Genomic DNA, 25684 nt, shown 5'->3' with positions numbered 1-25684 from the left:
TAACCAATGCCATGACCTTAAAAAAGCAAACATAAGCAGCTAGAAGAACCTCGAGTGCGATTATTATGCCTGACTCTTGAAGTTCAGCAAATGATCTATATAGAGATTAGATACGTAAAAGTTTTGCTTACATGATTGCAGTAAAGATGAAATAGTTCTGTAATTTGGTTTATAGTTGTTACAGTAACGTACTCTTAATGCATACCTTATCGCATTAAAAAGTCTAAGGATTTATATTAATTTATGTCATCGCCCATTTTAATTACTGGTGCAGGTCAACGTATAGGACTTGCTTTAGCAGAGCACTTTTTAGCACAAGGGCAAGCAATCATTGTCACTTATCGCACACGTCATGAAGCGATTGATACACTTGCTGGAAAAGGGGCAACCTGCATTCATGCAGATTTTAATAACGACGAAGCAATTGCGCACTTTATTGAACAATTAAAAAGTCACACAAACCAGCTTAAAGCAATTATTCACAACGCTTCAAGCTGGGACTGCGAAGCAAATAATCACGATTATGCTGCCCTGTTCGACAACATGATGCGCATTCACGCGAAAGCCCCCTATTTAATAAATCTCGCTTCGGCAGACTTATTACTTAATTATCAAAAAAACACAGGACACCCTGCCGATATTATTCATCTTACTGATTACGTAGTTGAAAAAGGCAGCCCTAAACACCTTGCTTATTCTGCGAGTAAAGCCGCGCTTGATAACTTAACAAAATCATTTGCTGCAAAATTTGCCCCAGCAATCAAGGTCAATGCTATCGCCCCTTCACTCATCATTTTTAATGAACACGATAGCGACGAATACAAAGCCAAAACATTGAAAAAATCGTTGATGGGTATTGAGCCCGGCTGCGCCGAAATTATTAACAGTGTAGAGCTACTACTTAACAGTCATTACATCACAGGCCGTTCGATGCCCGTTGATGGTGGCAGACATTTAAAATAACGAATTATTGAGAAACCTATGCACGATGATTTAAAAAAGAGTTACCAAGGCATTATTAGCGCTGTAGGCGAAGACCCTCAACGCGAAGGCTTACTAGATACACCTAAGCGTGCCGCAAAGGCGATGGAATATTTAACAAAAGGCTATCGTCAAACGTTAGATGAAATTACCAACAACGCGGTGTTTACCTCAGATGCTGATGACATGGTATTAATTCAAGATATTGAACTTTACTCAATGTGTGAGCATCACTTGCTACCCTTTGTTGGTCGTTGCCACATTGCTTATATTCCAAATGGTAAAGTACTTGGTTTATCAAAGTTTGCACGTATTGTTGATATGTTTGCACGTCGCTTTCAAATCCAAGAGCAACTTACTCATCAAATAGCGAAAGCAGTTGAAGAAGTCACTGGAGCAAAAGGCGTGGGGGTGATTGTTGAAGCGAAACACATGTGCATGATGATGCGTGGCGTTGAAAAACAAAACTCAAGCATGCGCACCTCAGTGATGCTTGGCAACTTTAGGGCTGATCCAAAAACCCGTAACGAGTTTTTACAACTAGTTAGAGGGTAATTATGGCCAATGCAATTATTAATGTAACGAATTTAAGACTGAGAACCTTTATTGGTTTTAACCCAGACGAGCGGGAAAAAAAGCAGGATGTGGTGATCAACTTAGAAATTCACTACCCGGCTGACCAAGCATGTGAAACAGATGCCGTTGATAAAGCGCTCAACTATAAAACCATCACTAAAGAGGTGATCAGTCTTGTGGAGCAAGGGCATTTTTTACTCTTAGAAAAACTCGTTGCAGAGATACTGGCAATTTGCCATGAGCACCAGAGCGTTCATTACGCTAAAGTGCGCGTTGATAAACCTCATGCTCTTCGCTTTGCTGACTCTGTGTCACTCACACTTGACTGGCAAAAAGACTAAAGCAACCCTTCTAGCCCAACCGCGAAGGCAAGCACGGCTAAATAACGTGCGCCTTTGCCAAGGGCAACTAATATCAAAAACACAGAAAATTTAACTCTAAATATTCCCCCAACCACTGTCAGAGGGTCGCCCACAACAGGCAGCCATGCAAACAACAAACTGTATATGCCGTACTTGTTAAATTGCGTTTCTGCTTTTTTAATTGATTTTTCTGACACCGGAAACCATTTACGGTTTTTAAAACGTAAAACTTGTGTTCCTAACCAATAGTTTACACAGCTCCCTAACACATTGCCTAAGGTGGCACTAAGCCACAGTAACCATAAAACGTAGTTGCCTTTGGCTACCATCGCTGTCATGACTAATTCTGAGGAACTCGGTAATAAGGTGGCTGAAATAAAAGCAGTAAAAAAAAGTGATAAATAGGCCATTACACACCAAAAAAGACAAGCTCAGCACGGTTACTGAGCTTTAACAGTATATTGCAATCCCATTATTTTATAAATTCAATACTCAACGGGTAGTTAACGTCTTTACCATCATTGGCCTTAATTGCACTGACCACCACCATGATAAAAGCAAACACCGCAATCACAGGCAGTAAAATCACGCCAATCACTACAAAGATAAGTAAAAAACTCACGATGTAGGCGATCATCATGGTTAATTGAAAATTAAGTGATTTACGGCCATGCTCGGCGACTAATGGCATTTCATCCTTTTTAGCAAGCCACACTATAAGCGGACCAATCACGGAACCAAAGGGGATCAACAGCCCTGCAAACGAGCTTAAGTGGCATAACATCGCCCAAGTGCGTTGCTCTTTATTACATTCCACTAATTCAACTTTTTGATTATCTTCCATTTTATCTCCTTGTTGTATTGTTTTCGTTTTTCATTTGCCTATATTATGAGGGCAGATTAAAAATTAAACGCTCACGATGCAAATGAAAAAAACACGCATAACACTGATACTCTGTAGTTTTCTAGCAACCGCTTGTTCTTCAAACGGAGCAAAGCAAGCTACGACCCCAGCGTTACCTCAAAACGATTACGTCACGTTTATTAAACCAGGCGGATCATTTAAACATAGCCAATTTACTGATATTGAAAACTATATCGTACAACTTAAGAATAAGAAAAAACTAATTATTTTATTTGCCACCTGGTGCGCTGATTCTCAGCGTACTATTGAGCAATTACAAGCAAGTCCATGGGTCAATAATTCTGAACTGCAAATTATTGCGATTGGCCGTGAAGAAAATTCCACGTCGTTGGCACAGTTTAAACGTGACTACCATCTTAACTATCCGCTTATCAGTGATGAAAATCGCACAATTTATAATGCCTATGCAAACAAAGGGATTCCTCGCCTATTGCTACTCGATGAAGATAACCGACTGATTCAAGAAGAAAATGGCGAAGATGTATACGCCCTTGAACGGCTACTTAATTTGCTGTGATAAAAAAGTGATAACTTCGTGAGGCTTTCTTGATATTGCGCTTTGATACTGTTTTTAAATCATCAAAAACAGGAAAGAACAATGAAAGCTTTACCTTTATCAATGTTAGCAGCCAGCGCTTTGACTAGTTTTTTAGGCCAAGCGGCTGAACTGGACATTAAACTGACCAACCTCACCCAAGGGTTACATTTTACCCCAGTGCTCATTGCAGCCCACAACAGTGAACATAAGTTATTTAACGTAGCAATGCCTGCCTCAACGGCATTACAAACAATGGCTGAAGGCGGAAATTTAGAGCCTTTAATTAATGAAGCGACTGCTGCAAGTAGTGACATGGTTGCGAATCCTGCAGAAGGCTTATTAGCGCCTACCAGTTCCACTATGGCCACATTAACCACCAGCGATGGCAACAATTATTTATCGCTAACTGCAATGTTACTCCCCACCAATGATGGTTTTGTCGGCTTAGATAGCTGGATGATTCCATCGCAAGCAGGAACTTACACCGTGTATTTAAATGCTTATGATGCGGGTACAGAAGCCAATGATGAACGTGTTGTTGAGGGTGCGGGTGCGTTAGGTGTTTTAGGTATTCCTGCGGCACCTGGTGGGAATGCTGGTAGTGGAGCAAGTGGTGTAACAAGTAACGAAAACAATACCATGGTACACATTCATCCAGGTAACTTAGGTGATGACGACCTCGAAGCGGGTATCAGTGATCTTAATAATACAGTACACAGATGGCTTAACCCTGTTGCGATGTTAACTGTAACCGTGAAGTAGGAGGCCGTTATGCGCTTTTCAAAAAGCTTAATTATACTCGCGCTGGGTGTAAGCCTCGCAGCATGCAGTGATTCAGATAACAATGATGTGGAAGTAAAACCTCCCGTGGTTGTCACTCCGACAAGCTACGAATTTACTGTGACAATAACCAATTTAACCGCCGCACAACCTTTTTCTCCTGTTGCCCTTATCGCTCACACAGAGGGTATGCTATGGCAAATAGGAAACTCTGCTTCAGAGGCATTAGAAAGAATGGCCGAGGGCGGTGATAACAGCCAACTATTAACCGTTGATTTTGCAACACACGCTCAGAGTGCTGAAAGCCCACTACCTCCGGGAGAGCAACTTACTCTTACACTCACCACGGAGCAGCTTGAATCATTAAAGATTAGCTTAGCGACAATGTTGGTGAATACAAATGACGCTTTTACCGGTCTTAATGCTATAGACGTGTCTTCGTTAGCTGTTAATGAATCACTTTCTCGCCATAGTCATGCTTATGATGCTGGTACAGAGACCAACTCAGAAGCACATGGTACGATCCCAGGTCCTGCTGACTCAGGAGAAGGTTTTAACGAAAGCCGAGATGATATCAACAGTGTAGCAATGCACCCTGGTGTTGTTAGCCAAGATGATGGTTTACGAAGTTCAGTGCTAACGAACCAACATAAATTTGATAACCCTGTTGCTCAGATAATCATAACGCGGACGCAATAATAATAGCACCCACTTACGCTGAGGGCATAGGGAGGTGCCTTAGCGATTTGGATATGACTATGCGCACAGAAAAAGTATTAATTGTTGAAGATGACCGAACTATACGACACTTGATCGCCACCCAGTTACAAAGCTTAAACCTACACATTGATGAAGCATGCAGTGCTGAATCAGCGATTAAAAAGCTTGCTAGCAATCACTATGGGCTTGTATTACTAGATATAAACTTGCCGCAGATGGATGGATTAAGTTTATGTCGAAAAGTTAAGGAACATTACCCAACTATCGCAGTCATTTTACTAACCGCTCTTAGCAGCGATATGGATAGAGTTATAGGGTTAGAAATGGGAGCAGATGATTATATTTGCAAACCTTTTTTCGCCAGAGAGTTACAGGCACGTATAAAAACCCAACTACGCCATCGCGCACAGCTTCTTATGGCACAATCAAGTAACGAGCAAACTGAGAAACAACCCATAATACAACTAGGCAAACTGCACATAGAATTTGCCAGCCACCAAGCATTTTTAGCTAACCAAGCAATTAACTTAACCGCCACCGAGTTTGATTTACTGGTGTATTTTGCCAAGCACCCGAACCACGTATTTAGCCGACAACAATTACTCGACCAAGTGTGGGGTTATCAACACAGTGGTTATGAGCATACAGTGAATTCACATATCAACCGTCTGCGGAGTAAATTTGAGCAATACCATCAAACACCATTTATAGAAACCGTCTGGGGTGTTGGCTATAAACTAAACCCTCGTCAGTTGAGTGCCAATTAATGCACTCGATGACCTTATATCAAAAGCTCGCATGGTCGTTCATATTTATTTTTAGCCTGTTGTGTGCACTGGTATTCAACTGGAGTAAACAGCTGGAGCAAAGCGCCCAAGATCATGCACAACAAAACCTGCATTTACAGTTAGCTGAGCACCTAGTGAATGACAATCCATTAATTAAACAAGGTGTCTATGACTATAAAGCTTTGGAGAACTTATTTCATACCTTGATGATCCTCGGCCCGGCTTTTGAATTCTACTTTGTTGATTCAACCGGTAAGTTACTGACCTATTCGGCTAAACCTGGGCAAGTAATTAAACAAAAAATAAATCTCGTCCCTATCAAAGAACTAATTAATAAAACGAGTACAACACCGATTTACGGTGATGATCCTCGCAGTAATACCCAAAAAATATTCTCTGCCGCGCCGGTTTATAACCAACAACAATTGCAAGGTTATTTGTACGTGATTATTGGTGGTCAAACCTTTGATACTTTACTTAATAATATTAAAAGTAATGACATTCTTAAGATTGGTGCAATAGGGTTTGTAGTTGCAGTCATTACGTTACTTATTATCATGCTTATTCTCTTTCGATTTTTTACCTTACCCCTCACGCAGCTAAATAACGAGATTTGCCAAATTAGAGCGGCAAATTACAGCTTAACAAAAATGACACAAAGCCCACGCTATTCGGGTAACAATGAAATAGGTAACTTAAGCAAAGGAGTTCATGGCATGTTGTCTCGCATTGATGAGCAATTAAAATCGTTACAACAGGCAGATAAACAGCGCCGCGAGTTACTCACTCACCTTTCGCATGATTTAAGAACACCGCTTGCTTCATTGCACGGATTTATTGAAGTAATAAAAAAACCCAAAAGTCATTTGAATGAACACGAAAAACAGCACTACTTAAGCCTTGCTATGGATAACTGCCAGCAGTTAAAACTGTTAATAGAACAAATTTTCGAACTAGCGCACTTAGAAAGTGGCCAAGTAAAAATAAACACAGAAACCTTTAATCTAGGAGAGCTTATTTATGATTGCCTGGCCAAGCTAGCATTAACTGCACAAAAAGCCGGCATAACTCTCCAGGTTATCCCTGAAATCTGCGATTTCACCGTGACCACGGATATTGCCAAACTAGAACGTATATTAACCAACCTGATCGAAAATGCTATTCGCCATACTCCGGAAAAGGGCACTGTCTCAATTAGCGTGTCACAGCAAAGTGAGCAACTTTACGTCACAGTATCAGACACGGGTATCGGCATACACGAAGACGAGTTACACGCGATCTTTGAGCCACATTATCAAGCACGAAACAGTATAAAACGAGGAACATCAGGGCTAGGGTTAGCAATATGCAAGCACTTACTAACCCTAATGGACAGTAATATCGAAGTGAAGAGTACCTTAGGGAAAGGCAGCCAGTTTCGCTTTAACTTATCAAAATAGGCATCAATAAAAGCGCATTGATGCCTTTTTGCTTATTGTTGATAACCCGCTAAATCAAGCATAAAGGCATAGTACAAGGCGGTGTCTTGTAAGCTTTTAAAGCGTCCCGACGCCCCTCCATGCCCGGCTTCCATATCTGTTTTAAACAGTACTAAATTGTTATCTGTTTTGTATTCGCGCAGTTTAGCAACCCACTTTGCAGGTTCGAAATATTGCACCTGCGAATCATGTAACCCTGTAGTGACCAACATATGAGGATAGGCTTGTTTTTTTACTTGATCATACGGTGAATATGACAGCATATAATCGTAAAATACTTTTTCATTCGGATTACCCCACTCGTCATATTCGTTGGTTGTTAGTGGTAAACTTGTGTCTAACATCGTGGTGACTACATCAACAAATGGCACTGCAGCAATCACCCCGCTATAAAGCTCTGGCGCTTGATTAACGACCGCCCCCATTAATAACCCTCCGGCACTGCCTCCCATGGCAAATATGCGTTCTTTGTCACCATACTTTTGTGCAACTAAAGATTTAGTTACATCAATAAAGTCATTAAACGTATTTTTCTTATGAAGTAATTTGCCATCTTCATACCAAGGGCGACCAAGCATTTGAGAGCCACGAATATGTGCAATCGCAAACACAAAACCGCGGTCGAGTAAGCTCAAACGCGAGCTCGAAAAACGCGGATCCATCGTCGCACCATACGAACCATATCCGTATTGTAAAAGAGGGTTACTGCCATCTTTTTTAAACTTATCTTTACGATAAACAAGGCTGACCGGTACATCAACACCATCACGGGTTGTTACATAGATACGCTCAGATGCATAGTTACTTGGCGTAAAGTCACCCAAAACGTTGCGCTGCTTAAGCACTGTTTTTTCGCCGCTTATAAGGTCGATATCGTAATGGGTATCTGGGGTTGTCATACTTGAGTAGTAAACACGTAAACGAGGATTATCCAGCTCAAAATTTCCATAGCTATCAACCATATAAGTTGGATCATTAAAAACAATCACTTGTTCATTTTGGTTTCGTAAGTCACGAATAGTTAAACGGGTTTGCCCCATTTCACGTTCCTTGTATACCAAATGATTCTTAAATAACTCGATATCTTCAAGTTTAACGTTATCCCTACCCGCAATCACCGTTTGCCAATGGCCTTTATCATGCGCTTGTGATTGATGTACCTTCATTAATTGAAAATTAACGGCATGTAGATTGGTGACTATGTAGTACCAATCCCCGTGCTTTTTAATACTATATTCAAGTTCTGGTTCACGCTCAATGAACCGCTTCGGCAAAGTACCTGTGTCATTTGCATCAATAACAGAGACACCAGAAGCACTAGTACTTTCATGATAAATATAGATTTTTTGATGGTCTTTACTCTTACCTATGCTGGTGTAATAGCGAGTATCTTTTTCTTCATAAACCAGTTCATCATCAGCTTGTGGGGTGCCTAATGTATGGCGATAAACCTGATAACCTAATAACGTTTGTGGATCTTTTTTAATGTAGTAAAAAGTGCGGTTGTCATTTGCCCAAACAACATCTCCCTCACTCCCTTCTATCGTATCTGCCAGTCGCTCACCACTGACCAAGTCTTTCACTCTAATGGTATAAATACGCCGACTTAAAGTATCTTCACCGTATGCCAATAAATGCCCATTAGGGCTTACCTCTAAGCCTGTTACAGCAAAGTAGTCATGCTCTTTAGCAAGCTCATTAACATCCAATATGACTTGTTGGTTGTTACCATCACTGGATTTGCTTCGCACATAAATTGGATACTCATCATCACCTCGCGTCTGCGATGAGTAATAATAGTCTCCCTTTTTGGTAGCCACAGAGTTATCGTCTTTCTCTATACGACTTTTAAGCTCATTAAAAAGTGTATCTTGCAGCGCTTTTGTATGCGCCATCGTGCGATCTACGTAAGTATTTTCAGCAGTGAGGTGGGCAATTACCGCCTCATTTTTACGCGCATCATCACGCATCCAGTAATAGTTATCGACACGCGTATCACCATGAATACTCATTTCATGGCGAATTTTTTTTGCAATAGGTGCCGCTATAACTGCATTTTCTGTAATACGTGATTGCTCAATATTATGTGCGGTATCAGGGACTTTATTACACGCCGTTAAAACGGCAAATGAGAGTGCTGCAAAGCAGAGAGAGTAACCAACGTTCATGAGATTCCTGTTGTATTTTTTATTATTCATCCTCCAATATAAGTAAAAACAGAGCAAGATATAAGCATGCTTTGTGAAGCAATGTAAAAAGGGAGCCGAAGCTCCCTTTATTAATTACAAATCAAGTCATTACTTTTGCTTGCGACGGCGCATAAATGCAAACGGTGCAGCTAGTAAAGTTAACCATGCTAATGAACCTGAATCATCTTTATCATCATCGTCATTACTACGAATGTCATTCACTTCAACTTCAACGTTTACTGCGTCTGACATATTGCCGGCAGAATCAACAGCAATTACAGAGAATGTAAATTCACTTTGGAATTCATAATCAAGCTCGCTCGCAACACTAATAACACCATTAGTATTAACAGTAACTAAGTTGCTACCCGATACGATAAATTCAACAACTGGCGTTTCATCTGAATCAGGATCAGAGAACTCTAACGTGCCAATCACAGTACCTAAAGCAACATTCTCATCAACAGAGAAGCGTTGTCCTGAAGCTATAACAGGCTTAGATTCTGCTGGGTCTTCTGTAACTTCAATAGTAACTAGAACAGCCTCAGACATATTTTCAGCACTGTCTATCGCAGTAACCATTAATTCGATAACTGGTGTTGTATCAAAATCAATTTCACCTACAACAGTCAGGCTGCCCATTTCATCAATAGCAATACCATCATGACCTTCTACTGAGTAAGAAACAATTGGCGTAGTTTCAGCGTCTGGATCAGATGCCAAAACAGTACCAATCACTGTTCCTGACACTGCATTTTCTTGAACAGTAAACATTTGACCCGCTTCCACAACTGGCATCATTTCAGCGGCTTCATCTGCTAAGTTATTAACCATTACTGTAACCATAGCCGGTTCAGAAATATTGCCAGCAGAGTCAGTTACCACAACTTCTATCTCTATAGACACAAGTCCTGCGTCGAAATCAAGCATTGCTTCATCCATTACAACAACATCACCTTCAGAAGTTACTGAAACAGCTGTTGAATTGGAACTGAGTACAATAAACTCAGAGATAGGGTTTGCAAGATCTGCACTGTATGTTGCTTCAAGTGTGCCAATAACAGTACCTGTCGATGTATTTTCATCAACGCTAAACATTGCATCAGAAAGAACTGGGGCTGAATTTGCGTCATCACGAGGTGTTGCTACAAATGCTTTAGAACCTGAATCAGACAGGATCATGAAGTCTGCACCTGCGTTTAATAGCGTTGCTGATGCACCAGGCTCAACTGAGCTTACTGCTTCACCAGCTTCATTCACAAGTACAGCATATACATCATTAGAAGCATCAGTAAACGTATATGTTCCCATTGCAACATCGCCTGCACCTGTAGCGATTGGTGTCCATGTTTCTTCCTCTGTACGGAAGCGAACATTTGCTGAGACTTTACCAATATCTTCAGCAGTTAAACCAAAATCACCCAAGCAGCTTTGCATTGTTAAGTGATTATTACCAATGATTTGATAGATATTATTCAGCGCGCCAGAGCTGCTTCCATAACCATGTGTAAAGGTAATTGCAGTACCAGGCTCAACATCATAGAACCACTCAAGTTTACCATTTTGAACTGTTACATCGTATGTACCATCTTGGTCTATATCGAAGTCAGCCATAAAGCCACCCACATAAGAGTGAGTGATACCTTCATTCATCACTACCGTAGTTAAAGTAACAAAACCGCTTGCACAGACTTCTGTTGGCACAGCAAACGTCTCAATTGACGCGCCCACTAAATCAAAGCGTTGGTCTTCATCTATTTCATCAGTCATTACTGTTGGTGCAAATACTGGTTCAAGTGCCACTGCACCAGTATTAGTTAACGTATGAGCAAGGCCATCTTCTGTCATCACAGGAGTAAAGCTCATTGCAGCGTTTGCTTTTGGCAATACGTGATACACAAGGTGGAATGCTCTTTCACTACCATCAGAGAAGACTAACGCACCATCAAGCTCTAAGTTTGTTAAATCAGCAGTGACTGCTTGCGAGCCAATGTTATCATCCGTCAGTGTCCATTCTGGTAATGTAGTAGGGTCAATCGTTGCTGTCACATCAAATGATAGCGTTTGACCTGCAGGAACAGTGATTGTCTCTGGGTAATCTAATGAGAATGAACCACGGTCAATATCGTTTTGATAACGCTGTTCTAAAGAAAGCGAATACACTTTGACTTCATTCGAGAAGTTCTTAACTTGTACCGTTTTTGTTAATTTAACTGTTTCTGATGCATTCACTAAACCAAACGAAAGAGCCGCTTGTTTGGTATCTGCTGCCCAAGCAGCAACAGGTAAGTTTGCAGCTTTATTAACATCAACTAAACCCGCACCGATGTAACTAATTGGCGCAAGTTCAGCATCTGGGTTAAGTGCTAATGGCTCCATTGTTACGTTTAAGTTAGCGGTATTCATTAACGTTGCTTTAATTTCAAGTGCATTGCGCTCTGGTAATGCTTCTTTCAGTAAACTCACTGCACCAGCCGTGATAGGACCAGAGAACGAAGTACCTGTAGCGCCTGTTAAACCATCACCAAGACCTGGGTGAGCCGTCATAATGTTCACGCCCGGCGCGGTAATTTCTGGTTTTAATAAACCGCCCATTGATGGACCACGTGATGTAAAGTCTGCAATTGCACCAGACAATACTAAACGCTCAACAGTTAAGTTAAATGTTCCACCCGCTTTAAGCGCAGCACCTGCTGTAAATGTTACACCTACAGAAGGAATTGTGACTGCTGCATCGGCACCGCCCATAGGTGCTGGCGTGCCATCATCTGTATTATTTGCAATGACAACGAACTCTGCACCTTTTGCTTGAGCTGCTAATACTTTAACTGTGAATGCACACGCACCACGGTCAATAATCACACCTTTGCCAGTAAAATCAACGTCATCAGCAAATGCTTCACACGCTGTTTGATTTGCTTCTGGGTAAACTAATTCAATGTTGTCATTTGTGTAACTAAATGCAGTTTGTGGACCGAAGCTAGCTGGTTGAACAATAGTTTCTTCATCGTTAACTGTACCGCTAGCAACTGACTGCTCTTCTGTAGGGTGAGTCATTGCTCCAACAGACAACGCATTCTCTGTTGTACTCGGACCACCAACAATAAATGGGTATGCACCATCATTACCCGCTGAAATAACCACGTTAGTGCCTAGCTTTACAGCCTCATTAATGAAAAGTCCAACCGCGTCGTTAGCAATGTCACCATAGTCACCACCTAAAGACATATTAATGACATCTACACGATCAGAAATATCACCATCACCATCAGGGTCCATCGCATTCTCTAACGCAAGTAATTGCGCCAACCCTGGACAGTTAGCAGCACACACTGAATAAACAAATAAATCAACATTTGGTGCAATGCCATTCACAGAGTGAGATACGTGCGTACCATGGTTTGTCGTTACATCTATTGGATCCGCATCATTATTAATGTAATCGAAACCACCAAGCACTTTTCCTTGCGGCCAATCAACAGTTGTAGGGTCTGCAATGGCTGCTTCATAGGCAGCTTCAGTGCCTTCACCACCAAATGCAGTGTGCGTATAATCAATACCTGTATCTAGTACAGCAACACGTACACCTTGACCCGTCGCTAAGCCATTCGCTACAAGTGGAGTCGCTTCAATATAGTCAGCACTATCAGCTACATGTAATTTGTAATCATAGACGGGATAAATACCTTCAACTTGCGAGTTTGAAAGTAATTTTGCGATATCTTGTTTGTTACCATTCAGTACAACCGAGCTTACAAGTGTTGATGTCTTAGCTACAACTTGAACGGGTAAGTCCATACTCTGAATAGCTTGCTCTACACTGGCTTGTGCTAATTTGGCTTGTGCTTGAACTGAGGCAACATCTGCCCCTAAACTTTTTGCATTAATAGTTGCTGGCACATTTAATTTAACTAACCAACTAGTCACTTCACTGCGAGTATTTTGTTCTTTTTTACTTACCGCACTCGGTTTAATTAATTCTTTACCTGCTAGATTATATTTTGAAAAATCATTCGCTTGCGCGCTGGCACATAGTGCACTAGTCACAGCTAAAGCAACGGCTGTTCTTTTTATTAGATTATTAGACATGGGTTCCCCTGGGATATGTTATGTTATCGTCTAAATAGTGATTGAAACTACGTTTCAGTACCAATATAAAACGTAAACACAAACCAGAACAACATCTCGATTACATTATGGTTACATTACAACCTACAAAAGGTGCCAATGTTAATCTACCCCATTGTTTTAATTGAGCTTTGACATCATAAATTTGATGTAAACGTTTGTAAACGAAAGTAGTATTTTTAGAGTAGAGTAAGGCACAATGAACTCAGAAGTCATTAACATACTAACGATGGCAAAGGTTATACAAACCGCTGTCGCTCCAGTCTTTTTAATCACCGGTATTGCGGCAACCTTAGGTGTTTTATCAAATCGTTTAGCGCGTATTACAGACCGCGCTAGGCAGTTAGAGCGAAAGCTAAAAGTCAGTACCGACGAAGAGTTCAATAAGTCACTGACCACAGAATTAAGAGCCCTGCTAAAACGTTCTCGCTGTATTCATATTGCATTTAGTGCAAGTGTATTAAGTGCTTTGCTCGTGTGCGCCGTGGTTATGTGTTTATTTTTATCACACATTCACTCTATCAACTTAAGTGTGACCATTGCCAGTTGCTTTGTGGCTGCGATGGCACTGCTCATTTGTGGCTTTTTATCGTTACTTGGCGAAGTTTTCTTAGCAACACGTAGCATGCGACGCGGGATGATCTTCGCTGACATTGATATTAATGATTAAATTAAACTTAAGTTAAGATTAACCGCATTACACTTGAATAAAACACCTAGCTAAGATACAACTCAAACAGTTTATCTTTATGACATCTAAAGGGGCAAAAGGAATGAAATTAAAACACTTAGTATTAGGTACCATGTTATCGACACTGGCACTAGGCGCAACAGCAAGCACCGTATTCGAAGAACCTAGCGACGCGATTGAATACCGCCAAGCTGCGTTTTCTATGATCCGTGTACAAATTGGTGATATGGGCGACATGTTAAAAGGAAAAGTCCCTTTTGATGCTGAGCGCTTCCAAATGCGAGCAAATAATGCTGCCGCTTTATCAAAAATGCCATGGGAAGCATTTGTTGCAGGTTCAGACAAAGGCGAAACATCAGCGCTTCCCGCGGTGTGGAGCGATAACGACACTTTTATGAAAAAAGCAGTCGCTTTCCAGCAATATGCGGATGAACTTGCGGTTGCAGCAAAAAGTGGTGATCAGAAAGTAATTGGTAAAGCATTCGGTGCGTGGGCTAAAGGATGTAAAGACTGTCATAAGTCATTTAAAGACTAGTCAACGACATTAAAAAAGGCGCTGTCTGCGCCTTTTTTAACACTTAACTCACTCAACTCACTTAATTAAACAAATAACTTAATGGCTCAGCACCCCATGTGGTAAAAAGTACCACTAAACACAGCGCAAAAATAACGAATGCAAGCAAGGGTGATTTTGTCACAGGCTCAGTCACAGAAACTTGCTCACTACTGCCCGTCAGCATTGGTTTAACGAGGTTCTTGCCTTTAATGCGATATATCACAATCGCAATTACATGCAGCACAATAGCATACAGCAAAATATCAAAGTTCAGGTGATGTAACCAACCTGCAAACTCAACCGTGTCCGTAGATACATATTTAACAAGCGGTCCATCGGTAAGTATGTCATCGCTGGTCATCAATCCTGAGCCTAGTTGCGCCAAAATTAATATAAAAAACGCAATGACCATATAGCTGCCGGCAGCCCCGTGACCAGCTTTATGCTCATTATTTTTAAATGACTTAATTGCCGCAATCGGTGAATGTATCAATGAGGACAGCTTGGCCGTTTTACTGCCAATAACCCCCCATATAAGACGCGTGATTATGAGCGCTAGCGTGAAATACCCGGTTGCAAAATGTAGCTCCAGCATGCCTTCTTCAGCACTAAAATAAAGCGTTGCAATTGCAACAACTAATAACCAATGAAAGCTTCTTATAAAGCCATCCCATACTTTCACTTTAGACATGATAACGCTCCCTATGAAATATACTCAAAGCACTTAAAAAGACCAGAACCGGTAAGGCATTGGGGTATACATTATTGCAAACTTCGGTTATTTTGACACGCCTCTATTACAGGTGTTTTGATCTGAGCCATAACAACAAGTAAGAGCGATAAAATGCAAAAACCTATTCTCAAAGCGTTATTAAAAGGCTTTTTCGACATGCTCCCGCTATGTTTAGCCGTCATCCCATGGGGCATTCTGTGTGGCTCTTTAGCAATCCAAAATGGTTTTAGTGCGTTTGAAACACAAGCAATGTCACTACTCGTATTTGCCGGTTCTGCGCAGTTAGTCGCGATTGAATTAATGGCTGGCAATACACCCTTACTCACTATTTTATTTACCACGCTTATTATAAGTTCAAGACACTTTTTGTATGGCCTAGCCATCCGCCATAAAGTCATTGATCAACCATTTGGTTGGCGTTTACCTGTCAGCTTTGTTTTAACCGATGAGTTATTTGCTTTTTCGCATCACCCTAAAGCCTACCAAACAAAGCTGCGCCTTATTTATGCTTTAAGTGCTGGCTTTAGTTTTTATATCGCATGGAACATATGGACATTGCTTGGTATTGTTGCTGGCAGCTTATTGCCCGATTTAACAAACCTAGGCCTTGATTTTGCTATTGCCGCCACTTTTATTGCATTAGTGGTGCCAGGGGTGAAAAACCTCGCAACACTTGCCACCGTCGTCACCGCAGGAGTCGTTGCAACCCTCCTTAAAAGCCACGGTTTTCAGTTATGGTTAGTAACAGCAGCATTGATTGCTATGTCGGTTGGTTACGCAATTAGCCGCTGGCAAGCAAAAGAGGAGCATAGTGCATGATGACCACGATTGTATTAATGGCGTGTATTACTTTTTTTACGCGTTACTTGTTTCTACACCGCGCTTTGCCTTTTAAGGTAGGCCCTAAAATGCAGCAGTTTTTGAGTTTTAGTGCTCCTGCCGTGCTCACTGCTATTTGGGTGCCCATTGTATTTATTAATGATGAAGGGATTAATTTAGATTGGCAAAATCCCTACCTAAGTGCTGCGGTACTTGCCGTTATTGTGGCTTACAAAACACACAACATTTACTACACAACACTGGCAGGGATGGGATTATTTATAATCTTGAGCTAACGCAACTTATACGCTGGCGAGCAAAATAGCGCGGCTTTTCTCAAGTGTCACTTGCTCACGCTCACCCAGAGCAGTCATGCCATGGCGCTCTAACTGCGCAACAAGCTTATCTGCCACACTGTCGTCTAAGTTATAATCGCTCAAACGTGTTGGCATTTTAACACTGTGGAAGAAAGCTTCCGTTGCAGCTATCGCGTGTTCAATTGCCGCCTCTTCATTGGTAATATCCAGTCCCAGCACACGTTCTGCATATTGTAGTAACTTACCGCGCTTAGTGTCTTTTTGCTCAGCCATCATGCGTGGTAATACAATCGCTAGGGTTTGCGCATGATCAAGGCCGTACACTGCTGTCATTTCATGCCCTATCATATGTGTTGCCCAATCTTGAGGTACGCCCGCACCAATCAACCCATTTAATGCCATTGTTGCTGACCACATAATATTAGCGCGCACCTGATAATTTTCTGGCTCTGAGAATGCTTTAGGCCCTTCTTCAATGAGGGTCATTAAAATTCCTTCGGCAAAGCGGTCTTGCAACTTTGCACCTACATCATACGTAAGGTATTGCTCCATAGTATGTACAAATGCGTCAACAATCCCGTTAGTCACTTGGCGCTCTGGTAATGAAAACGTTACTGCGGGGTCAAGTACCGCAAAACGAGGGCGCACATACTCACTGGCAAATGGAAGTTTATCGTGAGTTTCAAGGTTTGAGACAACACTAAAGGTATTCGACTCAGACCCCGTTGCAGGCAAGGTCAGTACCACACCGAGTGCAACCGCCGATTTTACTTCTGCGCCGTTTGCTAAAATATCCCAAGGCTCACCCGTGAATTCAGCCGCAGCGGCAATAAACTTACTGCCATCAACCACAGAACCCCCACCTACAGCCAGAATGAAATCAATCTGCTTTTCTTTAACAAGCTCTACGGCTTTCATACAGGTTTGGTAACTTGGGTTTGGCTCAATACCTGCAAACTCAAACCACGTATGCTCACTTAATGCTGCTTTAACCTGATCATAAACGCCATTTTTCTTAATGCTGCCACCACCATAAGTGACGAGTACTTTGGCATTTTTAGGGATTTCTGACTGAATCTCTTTAATCTGTTGCTCACCAAAATGAATCTTGGTTGGGTTTTCAAAACTAAAATTTAACATGTGGCTTCCTCATCGTTGATGTGAGTTTTTATCAGTGAATAAACCATTTTAGTTATTTTTATATAGGGATAAAGCGGTAAAATAGATAATCACTTTTGCAGTAATGCAATAATAATTAACGTAAACTCACACTAGCTAGAAATCTTAGGATATGAATATGTGGCAAGGTTTAGACGAATTTTTATATGTTGTTGAGCAAGGGAGCTTTACCCATGCAGCCAAGGCGATGGAGGTCTCTACTTCACATATTAGTAGGCAAATTCAACAACTTGAAAACCGCTTAGGGTCAGTCCTTTTTCAGCGTACCACGCGAAAAATAAGCCTGACAGAGGCCGGAAAAGAATATGCGATCAAACTTAAAGCAATCCGGCAAGAGCTTATCGATGCGAATAACCAGTTACAGGGTGAGCAACGCCAACCTAAAGGGCTTATTCGTATTACAGGTGCCGGTGAATTTGTTGCCAATCAAGTTGCACCGAAAGTTGCCGAATTTGTCAAACGCTACCCAGAGGTCGAAGTCGAAATCGACTTCAATAGCCGTAATGTCAATTTAGTTGAAGAGGGCTTTGACTTAGCCGTTCGTTTTGGCCGCATGGAAGACTCCAATCTTATCGCCAGACCTCTTTGCAAGCGAATAATGACGCTTGTCGCAAGCCCTGAATACCTAGCCAACCATCCACGCTTAACGCACCCTTATGAGTTGACTGAACACAATTGCCTAATCGCGATGAGAAAACGTTGGCGTTTTAACATTGATGAACACATCAAAGAAGTCCGTATAAATGGCAATTGGCGCAGCAATCACCCTCAAGCCATTTTAAGTGCAGCTATTGCTGGCATCGGAATCGCACATTTGGCACACGACATTGTTGAGCCCTATATTGCAAAAGGGCAACTTGTAACAGTGCTGGATGACTTTCAAGTCAGCGACAACGCCTCTTGGTTGGTGTATCCGCGCAAAGATCTCTTGCCTTACCGCGTACGTTTACTAATTGAGCACCTTACCAATGAATTCGCTGAATAAAATTCACACTTTCAGAAATAAGGCAAGCGGGTTAGAATCAATCAAATAATAATAAAAAGTCACTATTATGAACGAATTTTATCAACTCTCAGCAACCAACTTACAAGGCCAAACGGTTCACTTTTCTGATTTCGAAAATAAAGTCGTTTTAGTCGTCAATACAGCGAGCAAGTGTGGTTTTACACCACAATACGAAGGCCTGCAAAAATTGCACGAAAAATACCATGATCAAGGCCTCATTATTATCGGCTTTCCGTGTAATCAGTTTGGTAAACAAGAGCCCGGTGACGCAAAAGAAATTAAGGAAGGCTGCCTCATCAACTATGGCGTGAGTTTCTTAATGATGAGTAAGGTGGATGTCAATGGTGAACATGCTCACCCTGTCTTTAGGCACCTAAAATCAGAACTACCGGGCTTTATCACCCGTAAAATAAAGTGGAACTTTACAAAGTTTCTGATTGGTAGGGATGGTAAAGCAATTAAACGATTCTCGCCCCTCACTAAACCAGAACACATCGAGTCTGCAATTATTACGGCACTGAGCAAATAAACCTCGAATCAAAAAGCAATAAAGAGGCAATAGCCTCTTTATCTAAATTTATGCTTAGTCGTTCATGTACTCATCAAAGTCGTCTTCGCCTAAGTTTCTGCGCAAGCGTTTTTGCTCAAGATAGTCTTCCAACTTCTTCTTAACGCGTTGCTTTTTCTTGTCGTGTTGATTACGCCCGACCATTTCGTACTCGTCTTCAACAAAATCGTCATCTAGCGCATCATAACTAAATGTCTTACCCACAACCCACTCCATAAAGTGTTTGAGACCAATTCAGGAGATTAAAATTTGCTCTGTGAATTGGCAAAGATTAAAAAGCTCAGTGGTTATTTAGTATGTAAAAAACCACCAAAATAAAGCCACACCGCCATGCTAAAGTGGCGATATGTCAATATTGTGAATAAATAGCGCTAAATTTGATTTCTGAAAAGTGAGAGTTTTTTATCGTTTCGATAAAACACATTTATCCACGTATGTTTTTTAGTTAATTTGACTAAAAAATGGTTAAAAAACCAAACAGATTTCATTTTAAAAAACCACAAAAACAACATAACTCAATGAAAATAAACACAATAAAAACCTTGGCATTAAGTTTGATTATTTATTTTCGTCATTTCAAACAGGAAAGAAAAAAATGAAAAAGTTATTGTTAGTAAGTTCTTTATTTATCGCAACCAGCGCTATGGCTCATAACGATAATGATACGCATATTTCATTCAGTGGTGAGCAATGTGATGTTGAGTTCAAGAACGATGTTCGCATCACGCCAAACGAATTAGAAGTGTTCACTGCTGATAACCGCACAATGAAAATCATTGATCAAAATAACTTATACATTGATGGCGAAAACATCTCGCTGAATGCATCTCAACAACAAGCTATTGCAAATTACTCAGATAGCTTACGTAGCCAACTACCCGAAGTGGCAAACATTGCTCTAGAGGGTGTGAAAATTGCCGGTGTTGCAATTGAAGAAGTGGCAAACGCATTCAACATTAGTGGCTTTGATGACATCTCGGAATTAATGGATGAGATTAGTGTAGAAGTGCAAAATACCTTTTACCAACAAGGTGCATTCACCATGGGTCAGCAAAGTTTTGAAAAGTTTGGTCAAAATTTTGATGAACAATTCGACCAACAAATTGAGTCTGCAGTTGAATCGGCAATGATGCAATCAATGGGCAGTATTTTAGTTGCGCTAGGCTCTGAGCTTCTTGGCTCGGGTGGTGACATGGACACGTTTGAACAGCGCATGGAAAACATGGGTGAACAAATCGAAGCGCGTGTAGAAACACAAGCAGCGCAACTTGAAAAACGTGCCGACGCATTGTGTGGCAGCTTTGCCGATATTGCTCACAAAGAGCAACAGCTCGTTGCTTTAGTGCCACAACTCAAAGAATACCAACTGTTCACGTTCAAACAGAACACCCTGTAATGCATTAACATCCCTGAACCAATCTACTTGGTCTTATGGCGCAGAGCTTGCTCTGCGCTTTTTTTATTTTTTTGCAAGTACGGTTAGTTGTGACAACGTTTTGACTGCGTCTTCCAAACGCTCTGACCAAGGCAAACCATAGCTTAATCGAAAACAGCTGCGGTATTTTTTCCCCGCCGAAAAAATAAGCCCAGGAGTAATACTAATCCCCGCATCTAATGCTAAATGGAATAGTTTAACGGCATCATATTGACTCCCTAAGTCCACCCAAATAACACACCCTCCCTGCGGGTTACTAATACGTGCACAACTTGGCATATATTGCTGCAGGCACCAAATCATTCGCTCTTTGTTGGCACTTAGTCGCTGGCGTAATAAACGAATATTTCTGTCGTATTCACCACTGGCAATAAATTCATACAAGGTCCATTGATTGATCAATGGCGCTGAGCAGCTCAAGGCTCGTTTAAAACGTCTGGCTTGTTCAGCAAACTGGCCCGCAATAATCCAACCAATCCGATAACTCGGTGCAGCCGTTTTTGAAAATGAGGCGCAGGTGATCACCAATCCTTTTTTAGAGTAAGCCTGCGCTGGTGTAGCACGTTTTGCGGTGTAATGTAGGTCACCGTATACATCATCCTCTATCAGCACAACATCACGAGCCTCGAGTAAAGCGACCAGCTGTTCACGCTTACTATCAGGCATAAAACTCCCCACGGGGTTATTCAATGAGGTAGAGAACACGCATGCTCTTATATCATGCTCATCTAGCGCCTGCTGTAAGTCATCTAACCAAATGCCTTCATCTGGGCATAGTGGGATTTCCAGCGCTTTCAATCCTAAACTTTCAATTAACTCAATGATGCCAAAGTAACAAGGTGATTCAATCGCAATCACATCACCAGGTTTTGCCACGCATTTTAGTGCAATGGCAAGCGCTTCTTGTGCCCCATTGGTGATCACCAATTCATCGCTCGCCACACCAATTCCGAAATCTAAATAACGATGAATCAATTGCTTTTTTAACGGAGCAAAGCCATCCATCGGCCCATAATTAATTACCGTAGCTCCGGCCAATGTCATCACTCGGCGCATCGTTCGTGCTAATGCTTTATCGGTGGGTGCCGCAGCAATTGGATTAGCAATACCAAACGGGACAACATTGGCTTTGTGAATTGCGCTATAAACTTGCTCTATCAGCGCTTGCTTGTTGACAGTCATTGGCTCGCGGCTTAATTTCACGCGCTTGGGTCTTGATTGATTTAACTGCGATGATTTTAAAAAGTATCCCGACTTCTCTCTCGCTTCAATCAACCCTTGCCCCTCAAGAAGCTGATAGGCCTGCTTAACGGTAGGAATACTGACATTAAGCTTTTCAGCCATTTTTCGCAATGAAGGGAGTTTTTCACCGGGTAATAACGATCCCTGTGACGATAAATCTCTTACTAACTGAGTCACTTGCTGATACAAGAACTCACTGTTACTGCGACTGATCACTTGTGACATAGCTCACCAAACTGTATAGGTTGCATTTGTAGTTTTCTGTATATGTTAAGTATACAGAATCAACTTAAAATAAACACACTTACCCTATTTAGGCAATAAAGATGAAAAGCGCCGCTCTTTACCTTGCAACTGTATTGATCTGGGGATCAACGTGGCTGGCTATTGAGTTTCAACTAGGTGATGTCGCCGTTGAAATTTCTTTGTTCTATCGTTTTGCGATTGCCGCCATTTTAATGTGGGCATTTGTGTTATTTAAAAACCTGCCGATGCGTTATTCATGGCGTGATCATGGTTTTTTTACCCTACTGGCATTATTTAACTTTGGTTTGAACTACCTAACACTGTATTGGGCACAAAATTACCTTAGTTCTGCCATGGCCTCCATTGCATTCTCAATGCTATTAGTGATGAATATTATTAATACCCGACTGTTTTTTTCGAAACCAATCGCCAAGCGAATTTACGTTGGCGCATTGTTAGGCGTTTTGGGTATCGCCAGCTTGTTTTGGCCACAAATTCAGCAGTTCGACTTGAGTAATGGTACGTTGGTCGGGTTACTACTTGCGCTGTCAGGGACCTTTGTGGCTTCATTAGGTAATATGATCAGCGTCCGCAATTCTCAGCGTGATATTGGCGTTATGCAGGGGAATGCATGGGGCATGCTTTACAGTGCTATTGGCTTAGCCGTGTATGTATTAATAAGCGACGTGCAACTGACATTCACTGCACCTGCAAGTTACTGGGTATCGCTACTTTACTTAGCCATATTTGGCACTGTCATCGCATTTGCTTGTTATTTTGCGCTATTGAAAAATATTGGTCCCGAGCGCGCCAGTTACGTCATTGTATTATTTCCTCTGGTTGCAGTCGTACTGAGTACATTGTTTGAAGGGTTTGAGTGGCAAACCAACACATTTATAGGGTTTAGTTTAGTGCTATTTGGCAATGCCATTGTATTAACGCCCACACAACGAATTAAAGCGTTTTTTGCTACAAGAAATAGTCTGCAAAATCGCTCTGTCCCCAGTTAGAAGTGATTATGTCACCTCTAACACCAAGCGCCTGCTAAAAATAGCAGGCGCTTTTTTATGGTAAATGAAAACGTAATGCTTGGTGATACATGACAACTTTTGCAGGTGTCACACCGACCAACTCGCCATCAGCCTCTATTAGCAAACCGGCAGTGTGTATTTCGGCACGAGACAAACGGCAGTATTGAAGCTCCTTTAAATTATGATGTTTTACAAAAATGAGATGTAAAAAACTGCGTAAATTCTTCACTAAGTTACCTGCTGGCATGCGATAACACTCAAGCTCTCCATCATTCAATATGGCATGAGGCGCAATTTTTAAGCCTCCACCAAAATAATGATGGTTAGCAAATAAAGTCACTAAATTAGTGAACTCTTCATGCTTGTCGGCAAATACCCCAGATAAAGACTTTGCTTGAAAAGAAAATAACTGTTTAATGCCCTGCCATAGATAACCAAACGCAGTAAACCGCCCCACTTGATTTAATTGACTAACAACATCCGCATCAAAACCGACCCCAGCCACATTAATAAAATACCGCTGATTAATTTTCCCAACATCAATTAACTGAGTATGGCCTGAAAAGACAGCGTCTCGCCATTGTTGCGGCTTAAAAGCAAAGCCTCGCGCAAAGTCATTACCGGTCCCTGCTGGCAATAAGGCAATTGAACAATCACAACCAAACAGTGCATTAATGGCTAAATGCAGTGAACCATCGCCACCAATAACAACAGCCTGATTAACGTGCTTTGCAAGATTCGCAATTGCTTTATGGTCACTTTCAAAGTGTCCCGTGGTAAAGAAAAGTTGCGGCTCAATGTGCCGTAATGTGCATTCGTTTAATAACCATTCGACACTTTGCTTAGTATTTTTTTTGTCACTTGGCTTTATTATTATTAACATCAACTATCACTTCATCTTCTTAGCAAGAAACCTCTTTTTATTCAAATTAAATTAATCTGAATAAATACTCAATTTGAAACTTTAAAAACGCATAAAACAAAGTTTCAAAATCTAAAAACTCTTATAAACAAGGGTTTTAGAGCGAACTCCCTTAGCATAATTATTCAAAAAACAATGAGGCACGTAACTTAACCCACCGTTAACAAGGCACATTCAGATGAGAAAAAGTTATCCGGTAGACTCAAATTTTATCGTTTTATTTTTGTTCACTTTGCCTGCAAAATACCCATGTTTTCAACCAAACAAAATCTGGAGCAAAGTAATGAACCCAATTAACACTTTAAATCAAAATGCTGCAACTCATGTTGCCGTAAAACCAACTAACCGCAAAGCAAAAATGTTGGCAAAACTTAATCGCTACGGCAAAAAGCTAGCGCTTGGCGGTGCAGTACAATATAAGTAATCCCCAACCATGGTTACTTTTTAGGTGCAGCAAACACCCAACCACTAACGAAGCATCTTCTTTAGCTCCTCGTTTGCTGCTCCCCTCTTTTTAAAAGCACTAAAACAGCAAAAATTTAAAGCTTTTTACAAAAAACACCGTCTTTACGCTCAAAAAACAAGCAAACGAACTTTTTCCTATTTACACAACCGATTCAGCTAAGTATTATTCTCTCAACACTTTGTGGAGAGATGGCAGAGTGGTCGAATGCACCGGTCTTGAAAACCGGCAGGGGTTTGTAGCCCCTCTAGGGTTCAAATCCCTATCTCTCCACCACTTATTTTTATTTGTTGATAATTATCAGCAAGTTACAATCTGAATTATGCGTTGGAGAGGTGGCCGAGTGGCCGAAGGCGCTCCCCTGCTAAGGGAGTATAGGGTTTGTAGCTCTATCGAGGGTTCGAATCCCTCCTTCTCCACCATTTTATTATTAAAAACCGCTTTTTAGCGGTTTTTTTATGCCCAAAAACTTGCACCTTTTATTGTTAATCATGCATGCTAAGTCTCAGTTAAATTATCGGTGAGACGCCATGATCAGTTCAGCTTTGTTAACTTTAACATTACTGTTAGGCGCGAATAGCAGCCAAGCAACTGTCTATAAATGCATGATAAAGGGTGTTGCCACTTTCTCAGAGCAACCCTGTGGAAAAGACGCCACTATCATAAAAATCAACCTTCCCCCTAAACAACTCACCGATAATACAAAAAAACAGCCTGAGCTAAGCGTTGATGACTACCTACAAGTCCAAGAAATCGATCGCAAAATTCAACAACTAGAATTAGAACGTAAAAACCTAAAGCAACAACAGCGCGAACGAATAGAAAAACTTAAGTTAATGACTCAAGATGCGGCGAACAGATTAGGTGCAGATTCGATTGACGATGCAATAAGTAAACAAAGTAAGCGCATAAATTCATACTATGAAAACCAACTTACGCAATTTGCACAACAGATAAAACAATTAGAAGAGCGTAAAAAGCAACTGAAAGGCACACAAACCCCCTAATTTT

General features: G+C 41.2%; 27 protein-coding genes and 2 tRNA genes. 20 read left to right on the top strand and 9 right to left on the bottom strand.

Going from position 1 to position 25684, the window contains the following annotated elements; translation table 11 throughout:
• Positions 1 to 243 precede the first annotated feature (243 nt).
• From folM to folX, 3 genes are read left to right on the top strand one after another with little or no spacing between them, the layout of a single operon-like run.
• Entirely contained in the window at positions 244 to 963 is a 720-nt protein-coding gene (folM, locus tag D0907_RS00665; protein ID WP_036974391.1) for a dihydromonapterin reductase, read from the top strand.
• Positions 964 to 981: 18 nt separating this feature from the next.
• A complete protein-coding gene (gene folE, locus D0907_RS00660; protein ID WP_036974389.1) occupies positions 982 to 1536 on the top strand; it encodes a GTP cyclohydrolase I FolE in 555 nt (184 codons plus the stop codon).
• A gap of 2 nt (positions 1537 to 1538) precedes the next feature.
• Positions 1539 to 1898: a dihydroneopterin triphosphate 2'-epimerase gene (gene folX, locus D0907_RS00655; RefSeq protein ID WP_036974387.1), complete on the top strand. Its 360-nt coding sequence runs from the start codon at positions 1539 to 1541 to the stop codon at positions 1896 to 1898.
• On the opposite strand, the gene D0907_RS00650 is transcribed toward folX, so the two are convergent.
• Together D0907_RS00650 and D0907_RS00645 are read right to left on the bottom strand one after the other, a co-directional pair.
• Positions 1895 to 2329 (bottom strand): YqaA family protein, encoded by a 435-nt coding sequence (locus D0907_RS00650; protein WP_036974386.1) that lies wholly within the window; start codon positions 2327 to 2329, stop codon positions 1895 to 1897. The two genes, folX and D0907_RS00650, sit on opposite strands and share 4 nt — an antisense overlap.
• 62 nt (positions 2330 to 2391) lie before the next feature.
• Entirely contained in the window at positions 2392 to 2763 is a 372-nt protein-coding gene (locus tag D0907_RS00645; protein ID WP_036974384.1) for a DUF4870 domain-containing protein, read from the bottom strand.
• Between the two features lie 82 nt (positions 2764 to 2845).
• Here D0907_RS00645 and D0907_RS00640 point away from each other — a divergent pair, with 82 nt between their 5' ends.
• The 5 genes from D0907_RS00640 (at position 2846) to D0907_RS00620 (ending at position 7109) form a co-directional block, all read left to right on the top strand.
• Positions 2846 to 3361 (top strand): TlpA family protein disulfide reductase, encoded by a 516-nt coding sequence (locus D0907_RS00640; RefSeq protein WP_075594415.1) that lies wholly within the window; start codon positions 2846 to 2848, stop codon positions 3359 to 3361.
• Positions 3362 to 3442: 81 nt separating this feature from the next.
• Entirely contained in the window at positions 3443 to 4144 is a 702-nt protein-coding gene (locus D0907_RS00635; protein WP_075594395.1) for a spondin domain-containing protein, read from the top strand.
• 9 nt (positions 4145 to 4153) lie between these two features.
• Positions 4154 to 4861: a spondin domain-containing protein gene (locus D0907_RS00630; RefSeq protein WP_075594396.1), complete on the top strand. Its 708-nt coding sequence runs from the start codon at positions 4154 to 4156 to the stop codon at positions 4859 to 4861.
• A 59-nt stretch (positions 4862 to 4920) separates the two neighbouring features.
• Complete coding sequence (locus D0907_RS00625; RefSeq protein ID WP_074989615.1) at positions 4921 to 5649, top strand: response regulator transcription factor; 729 nt, start codon at positions 4921 to 4923, stop codon at positions 5647 to 5649.
• A gap of 8 nt (positions 5650 to 5657) precedes the next feature.
• Complete coding sequence (locus D0907_RS00620; RefSeq protein WP_244223136.1) at positions 5658 to 7109, top strand: sensor histidine kinase; 1452 nt, start codon at positions 5658 to 5660, stop codon at positions 7107 to 7109.
• A gap of 32 nt (positions 7110 to 7141) precedes the next feature.
• Here D0907_RS00620 and D0907_RS00615 read toward each other — a convergent pair whose 3' ends face one another.
• Both D0907_RS00615 and D0907_RS00610 read right to left on the bottom strand, forming a co-directional pair.
• Positions 7142 to 9316 (bottom strand): S9 family peptidase, encoded by a 2175-nt coding sequence (locus tag D0907_RS00615; protein ID WP_118843877.1) that lies wholly within the window; start codon positions 9314 to 9316, stop codon positions 7142 to 7144.
• A 129-nt stretch (positions 9317 to 9445) separates the two neighbouring features.
• Entirely contained in the window at positions 9446 to 13426 is a 3981-nt protein-coding gene (locus D0907_RS00610; RefSeq protein WP_075594399.1) for a S8 family serine peptidase, read from the bottom strand.
• 238 nt (positions 13427 to 13664) lie between these two features.
• Between D0907_RS00610 and D0907_RS00605 the strand changes: the two genes are divergently transcribed.
• Positions 13665 to 14135 (top strand): DUF2721 domain-containing protein, encoded by a 471-nt coding sequence (locus D0907_RS00605; RefSeq protein WP_036974373.1) that lies wholly within the window; start codon positions 13665 to 13667, stop codon positions 14133 to 14135.
• Between the two features lie 103 nt (positions 14136 to 14238).
• A complete protein-coding gene (locus D0907_RS00600; protein ID WP_036974371.1) occupies positions 14239 to 14691 on the top strand; it encodes a c-type cytochrome in 453 nt (150 codons plus the stop codon).
• A gap of 61 nt (positions 14692 to 14752) precedes the next feature.
• On the opposite strand, the gene D0907_RS00595 is transcribed toward D0907_RS00600, so the two are convergent.
• The gene (locus D0907_RS00595; RefSeq protein ID WP_036974369.1) at positions 14753 to 15403 is read right to left on the bottom strand and encodes a cytochrome b/b6 domain-containing protein; all 651 of its coding nucleotides are present in this window, start codon (positions 15401 to 15403) and stop codon (positions 14753 to 14755) included.
• 153 nt (positions 15404 to 15556) lie between these two features.
• Here D0907_RS00595 and D0907_RS00590 point away from each other — a divergent pair, with 153 nt between their 5' ends.
• Together D0907_RS00590 and D0907_RS00585 are read left to right on the top strand one after the other, a co-directional pair.
• A complete protein-coding gene (locus D0907_RS00590; RefSeq protein WP_036974367.1) occupies positions 15557 to 16264 on the top strand; it encodes an AzlC family ABC transporter permease in 708 nt (235 codons plus the stop codon).
• Positions 16261 to 16560: an AzlD domain-containing protein gene (locus D0907_RS00585; protein WP_036974365.1), complete on the top strand. Its 300-nt coding sequence runs from the start codon at positions 16261 to 16263 to the stop codon at positions 16558 to 16560. The genes D0907_RS00590 and D0907_RS00585 overlap by 4 nt, the downstream gene beginning before the upstream one ends.
• Before the next feature lie 6 nt (positions 16561 to 16566).
• On the opposite strand, the gene D0907_RS00580 is transcribed toward D0907_RS00585, so the two are convergent.
• Positions 16567 to 17721: an iron-containing alcohol dehydrogenase gene (locus D0907_RS00580; RefSeq protein WP_036974363.1), complete on the bottom strand. Its 1155-nt coding sequence runs from the start codon at positions 17719 to 17721 to the stop codon at positions 16567 to 16569.
• A gap of 157 nt (positions 17722 to 17878) precedes the next feature.
• Between D0907_RS00580 and D0907_RS00575 the strand changes: the two genes are divergently transcribed.
• The gene (locus D0907_RS00575; protein WP_051501983.1) at positions 17879 to 18745 is read left to right on the top strand and encodes a LysR family transcriptional regulator; all 867 of its coding nucleotides are present in this window, start codon (positions 17879 to 17881) and stop codon (positions 18743 to 18745) included.
• A 67-nt stretch (positions 18746 to 18812) separates the two neighbouring features.
• Complete coding sequence (locus D0907_RS00570) at positions 18813 to 19295, top strand: glutathione peroxidase (RefSeq protein WP_075594400.1); 483 nt, start codon at positions 18813 to 18815, stop codon at positions 19293 to 19295.
• 54 nt (positions 19296 to 19349) lie between these two features.
• Here the strand turns inward: D0907_RS00570 and D0907_RS00565 are convergent, their stop codons facing one another.
• Entirely contained in the window at positions 19350 to 19538 is a 189-nt protein-coding gene (locus D0907_RS00565) for a PA3496 family putative envelope integrity protein (protein ID WP_036974357.1), read from the bottom strand.
• Positions 19539 to 19929: 391 nt separating this feature from the next.
• Between D0907_RS00565 and D0907_RS00560 the strand changes: the two genes are divergently transcribed.
• The gene (locus tag D0907_RS00560) at positions 19930 to 20730 is read left to right on the top strand and encodes a YggN family protein (protein WP_065978869.1); all 801 of its coding nucleotides are present in this window, start codon (positions 19930 to 19932) and stop codon (positions 20728 to 20730) included.
• A 63-nt stretch (positions 20731 to 20793) separates the two neighbouring features.
• Here the strand turns inward: D0907_RS00560 and D0907_RS00555 are convergent, their stop codons facing one another.
• On the bottom strand, positions 20794 to 22227 hold the full coding sequence (locus D0907_RS00555; protein ID WP_075594417.1) for an aminotransferase-like domain-containing protein: 1434 nt from the start codon (positions 22225 to 22227) through the stop codon (positions 20794 to 20796).
• A gap of 110 nt (positions 22228 to 22337) precedes the next feature.
• Here D0907_RS00555 and D0907_RS00550 point away from each other — a divergent pair, with 110 nt between their 5' ends.
• Entirely contained in the window at positions 22338 to 23267 is a 930-nt protein-coding gene (locus D0907_RS00550) for a DMT family transporter (protein WP_036974353.1), read from the top strand.
• 55 nt (positions 23268 to 23322) lie between these two features.
• Here D0907_RS00550 and D0907_RS00545 read toward each other — a convergent pair whose 3' ends face one another.
• Entirely contained in the window at positions 23323 to 24171 is an 849-nt protein-coding gene (locus D0907_RS00545; protein ID WP_118843876.1) for a diacylglycerol/lipid kinase family protein, read from the bottom strand.
• Between the two features lie 322 nt (positions 24172 to 24493).
• Between D0907_RS00545 and D0907_RS20980 the strand changes: the two genes are divergently transcribed.
• The 4 genes from D0907_RS20980 (at position 24494) to D0907_RS00525 (ending at position 25680) form a co-directional block, all read left to right on the top strand.
• Complete coding sequence (locus tag D0907_RS20980) at positions 24494 to 24634, top strand: hypothetical protein (protein ID WP_162898013.1); 141 nt, start codon at positions 24494 to 24496, stop codon at positions 24632 to 24634.
• Between the two features lie 224 nt (positions 24635 to 24858).
• Positions 24859 to 24949 (top strand) — tRNA-Ser (locus D0907_RS00535).
• Positions 24950 to 25002: 53 nt separating this feature from the next.
• Positions 25003 to 25095, top strand: a tRNA-Ser gene (locus D0907_RS00530).
• A gap of 108 nt (positions 25096 to 25203) precedes the next feature.
• Positions 25204 to 25680 carry a DUF4124 domain-containing protein gene (locus tag D0907_RS00525; RefSeq protein WP_075594403.1) on the top strand — a complete coding sequence of 159 codons (477 nt, stop codon included), beginning with the start codon at positions 25204 to 25206 and terminating at the stop codon, positions 25678 to 25680.
• Positions 25681 to 25684: the final 4 nt, after the last annotated feature.

This window comes from Pseudoalteromonas lipolytica (assembly GCF_003515105.1).
Classification (GTDB): domain Bacteria; phylum Pseudomonadota; class Gammaproteobacteria; order Enterobacterales; family Alteromonadaceae; genus Pseudoalteromonas; species Pseudoalteromonas lipolytica.
This window is presented reverse-complemented; position numbering and strand designations above follow the sequence as displayed.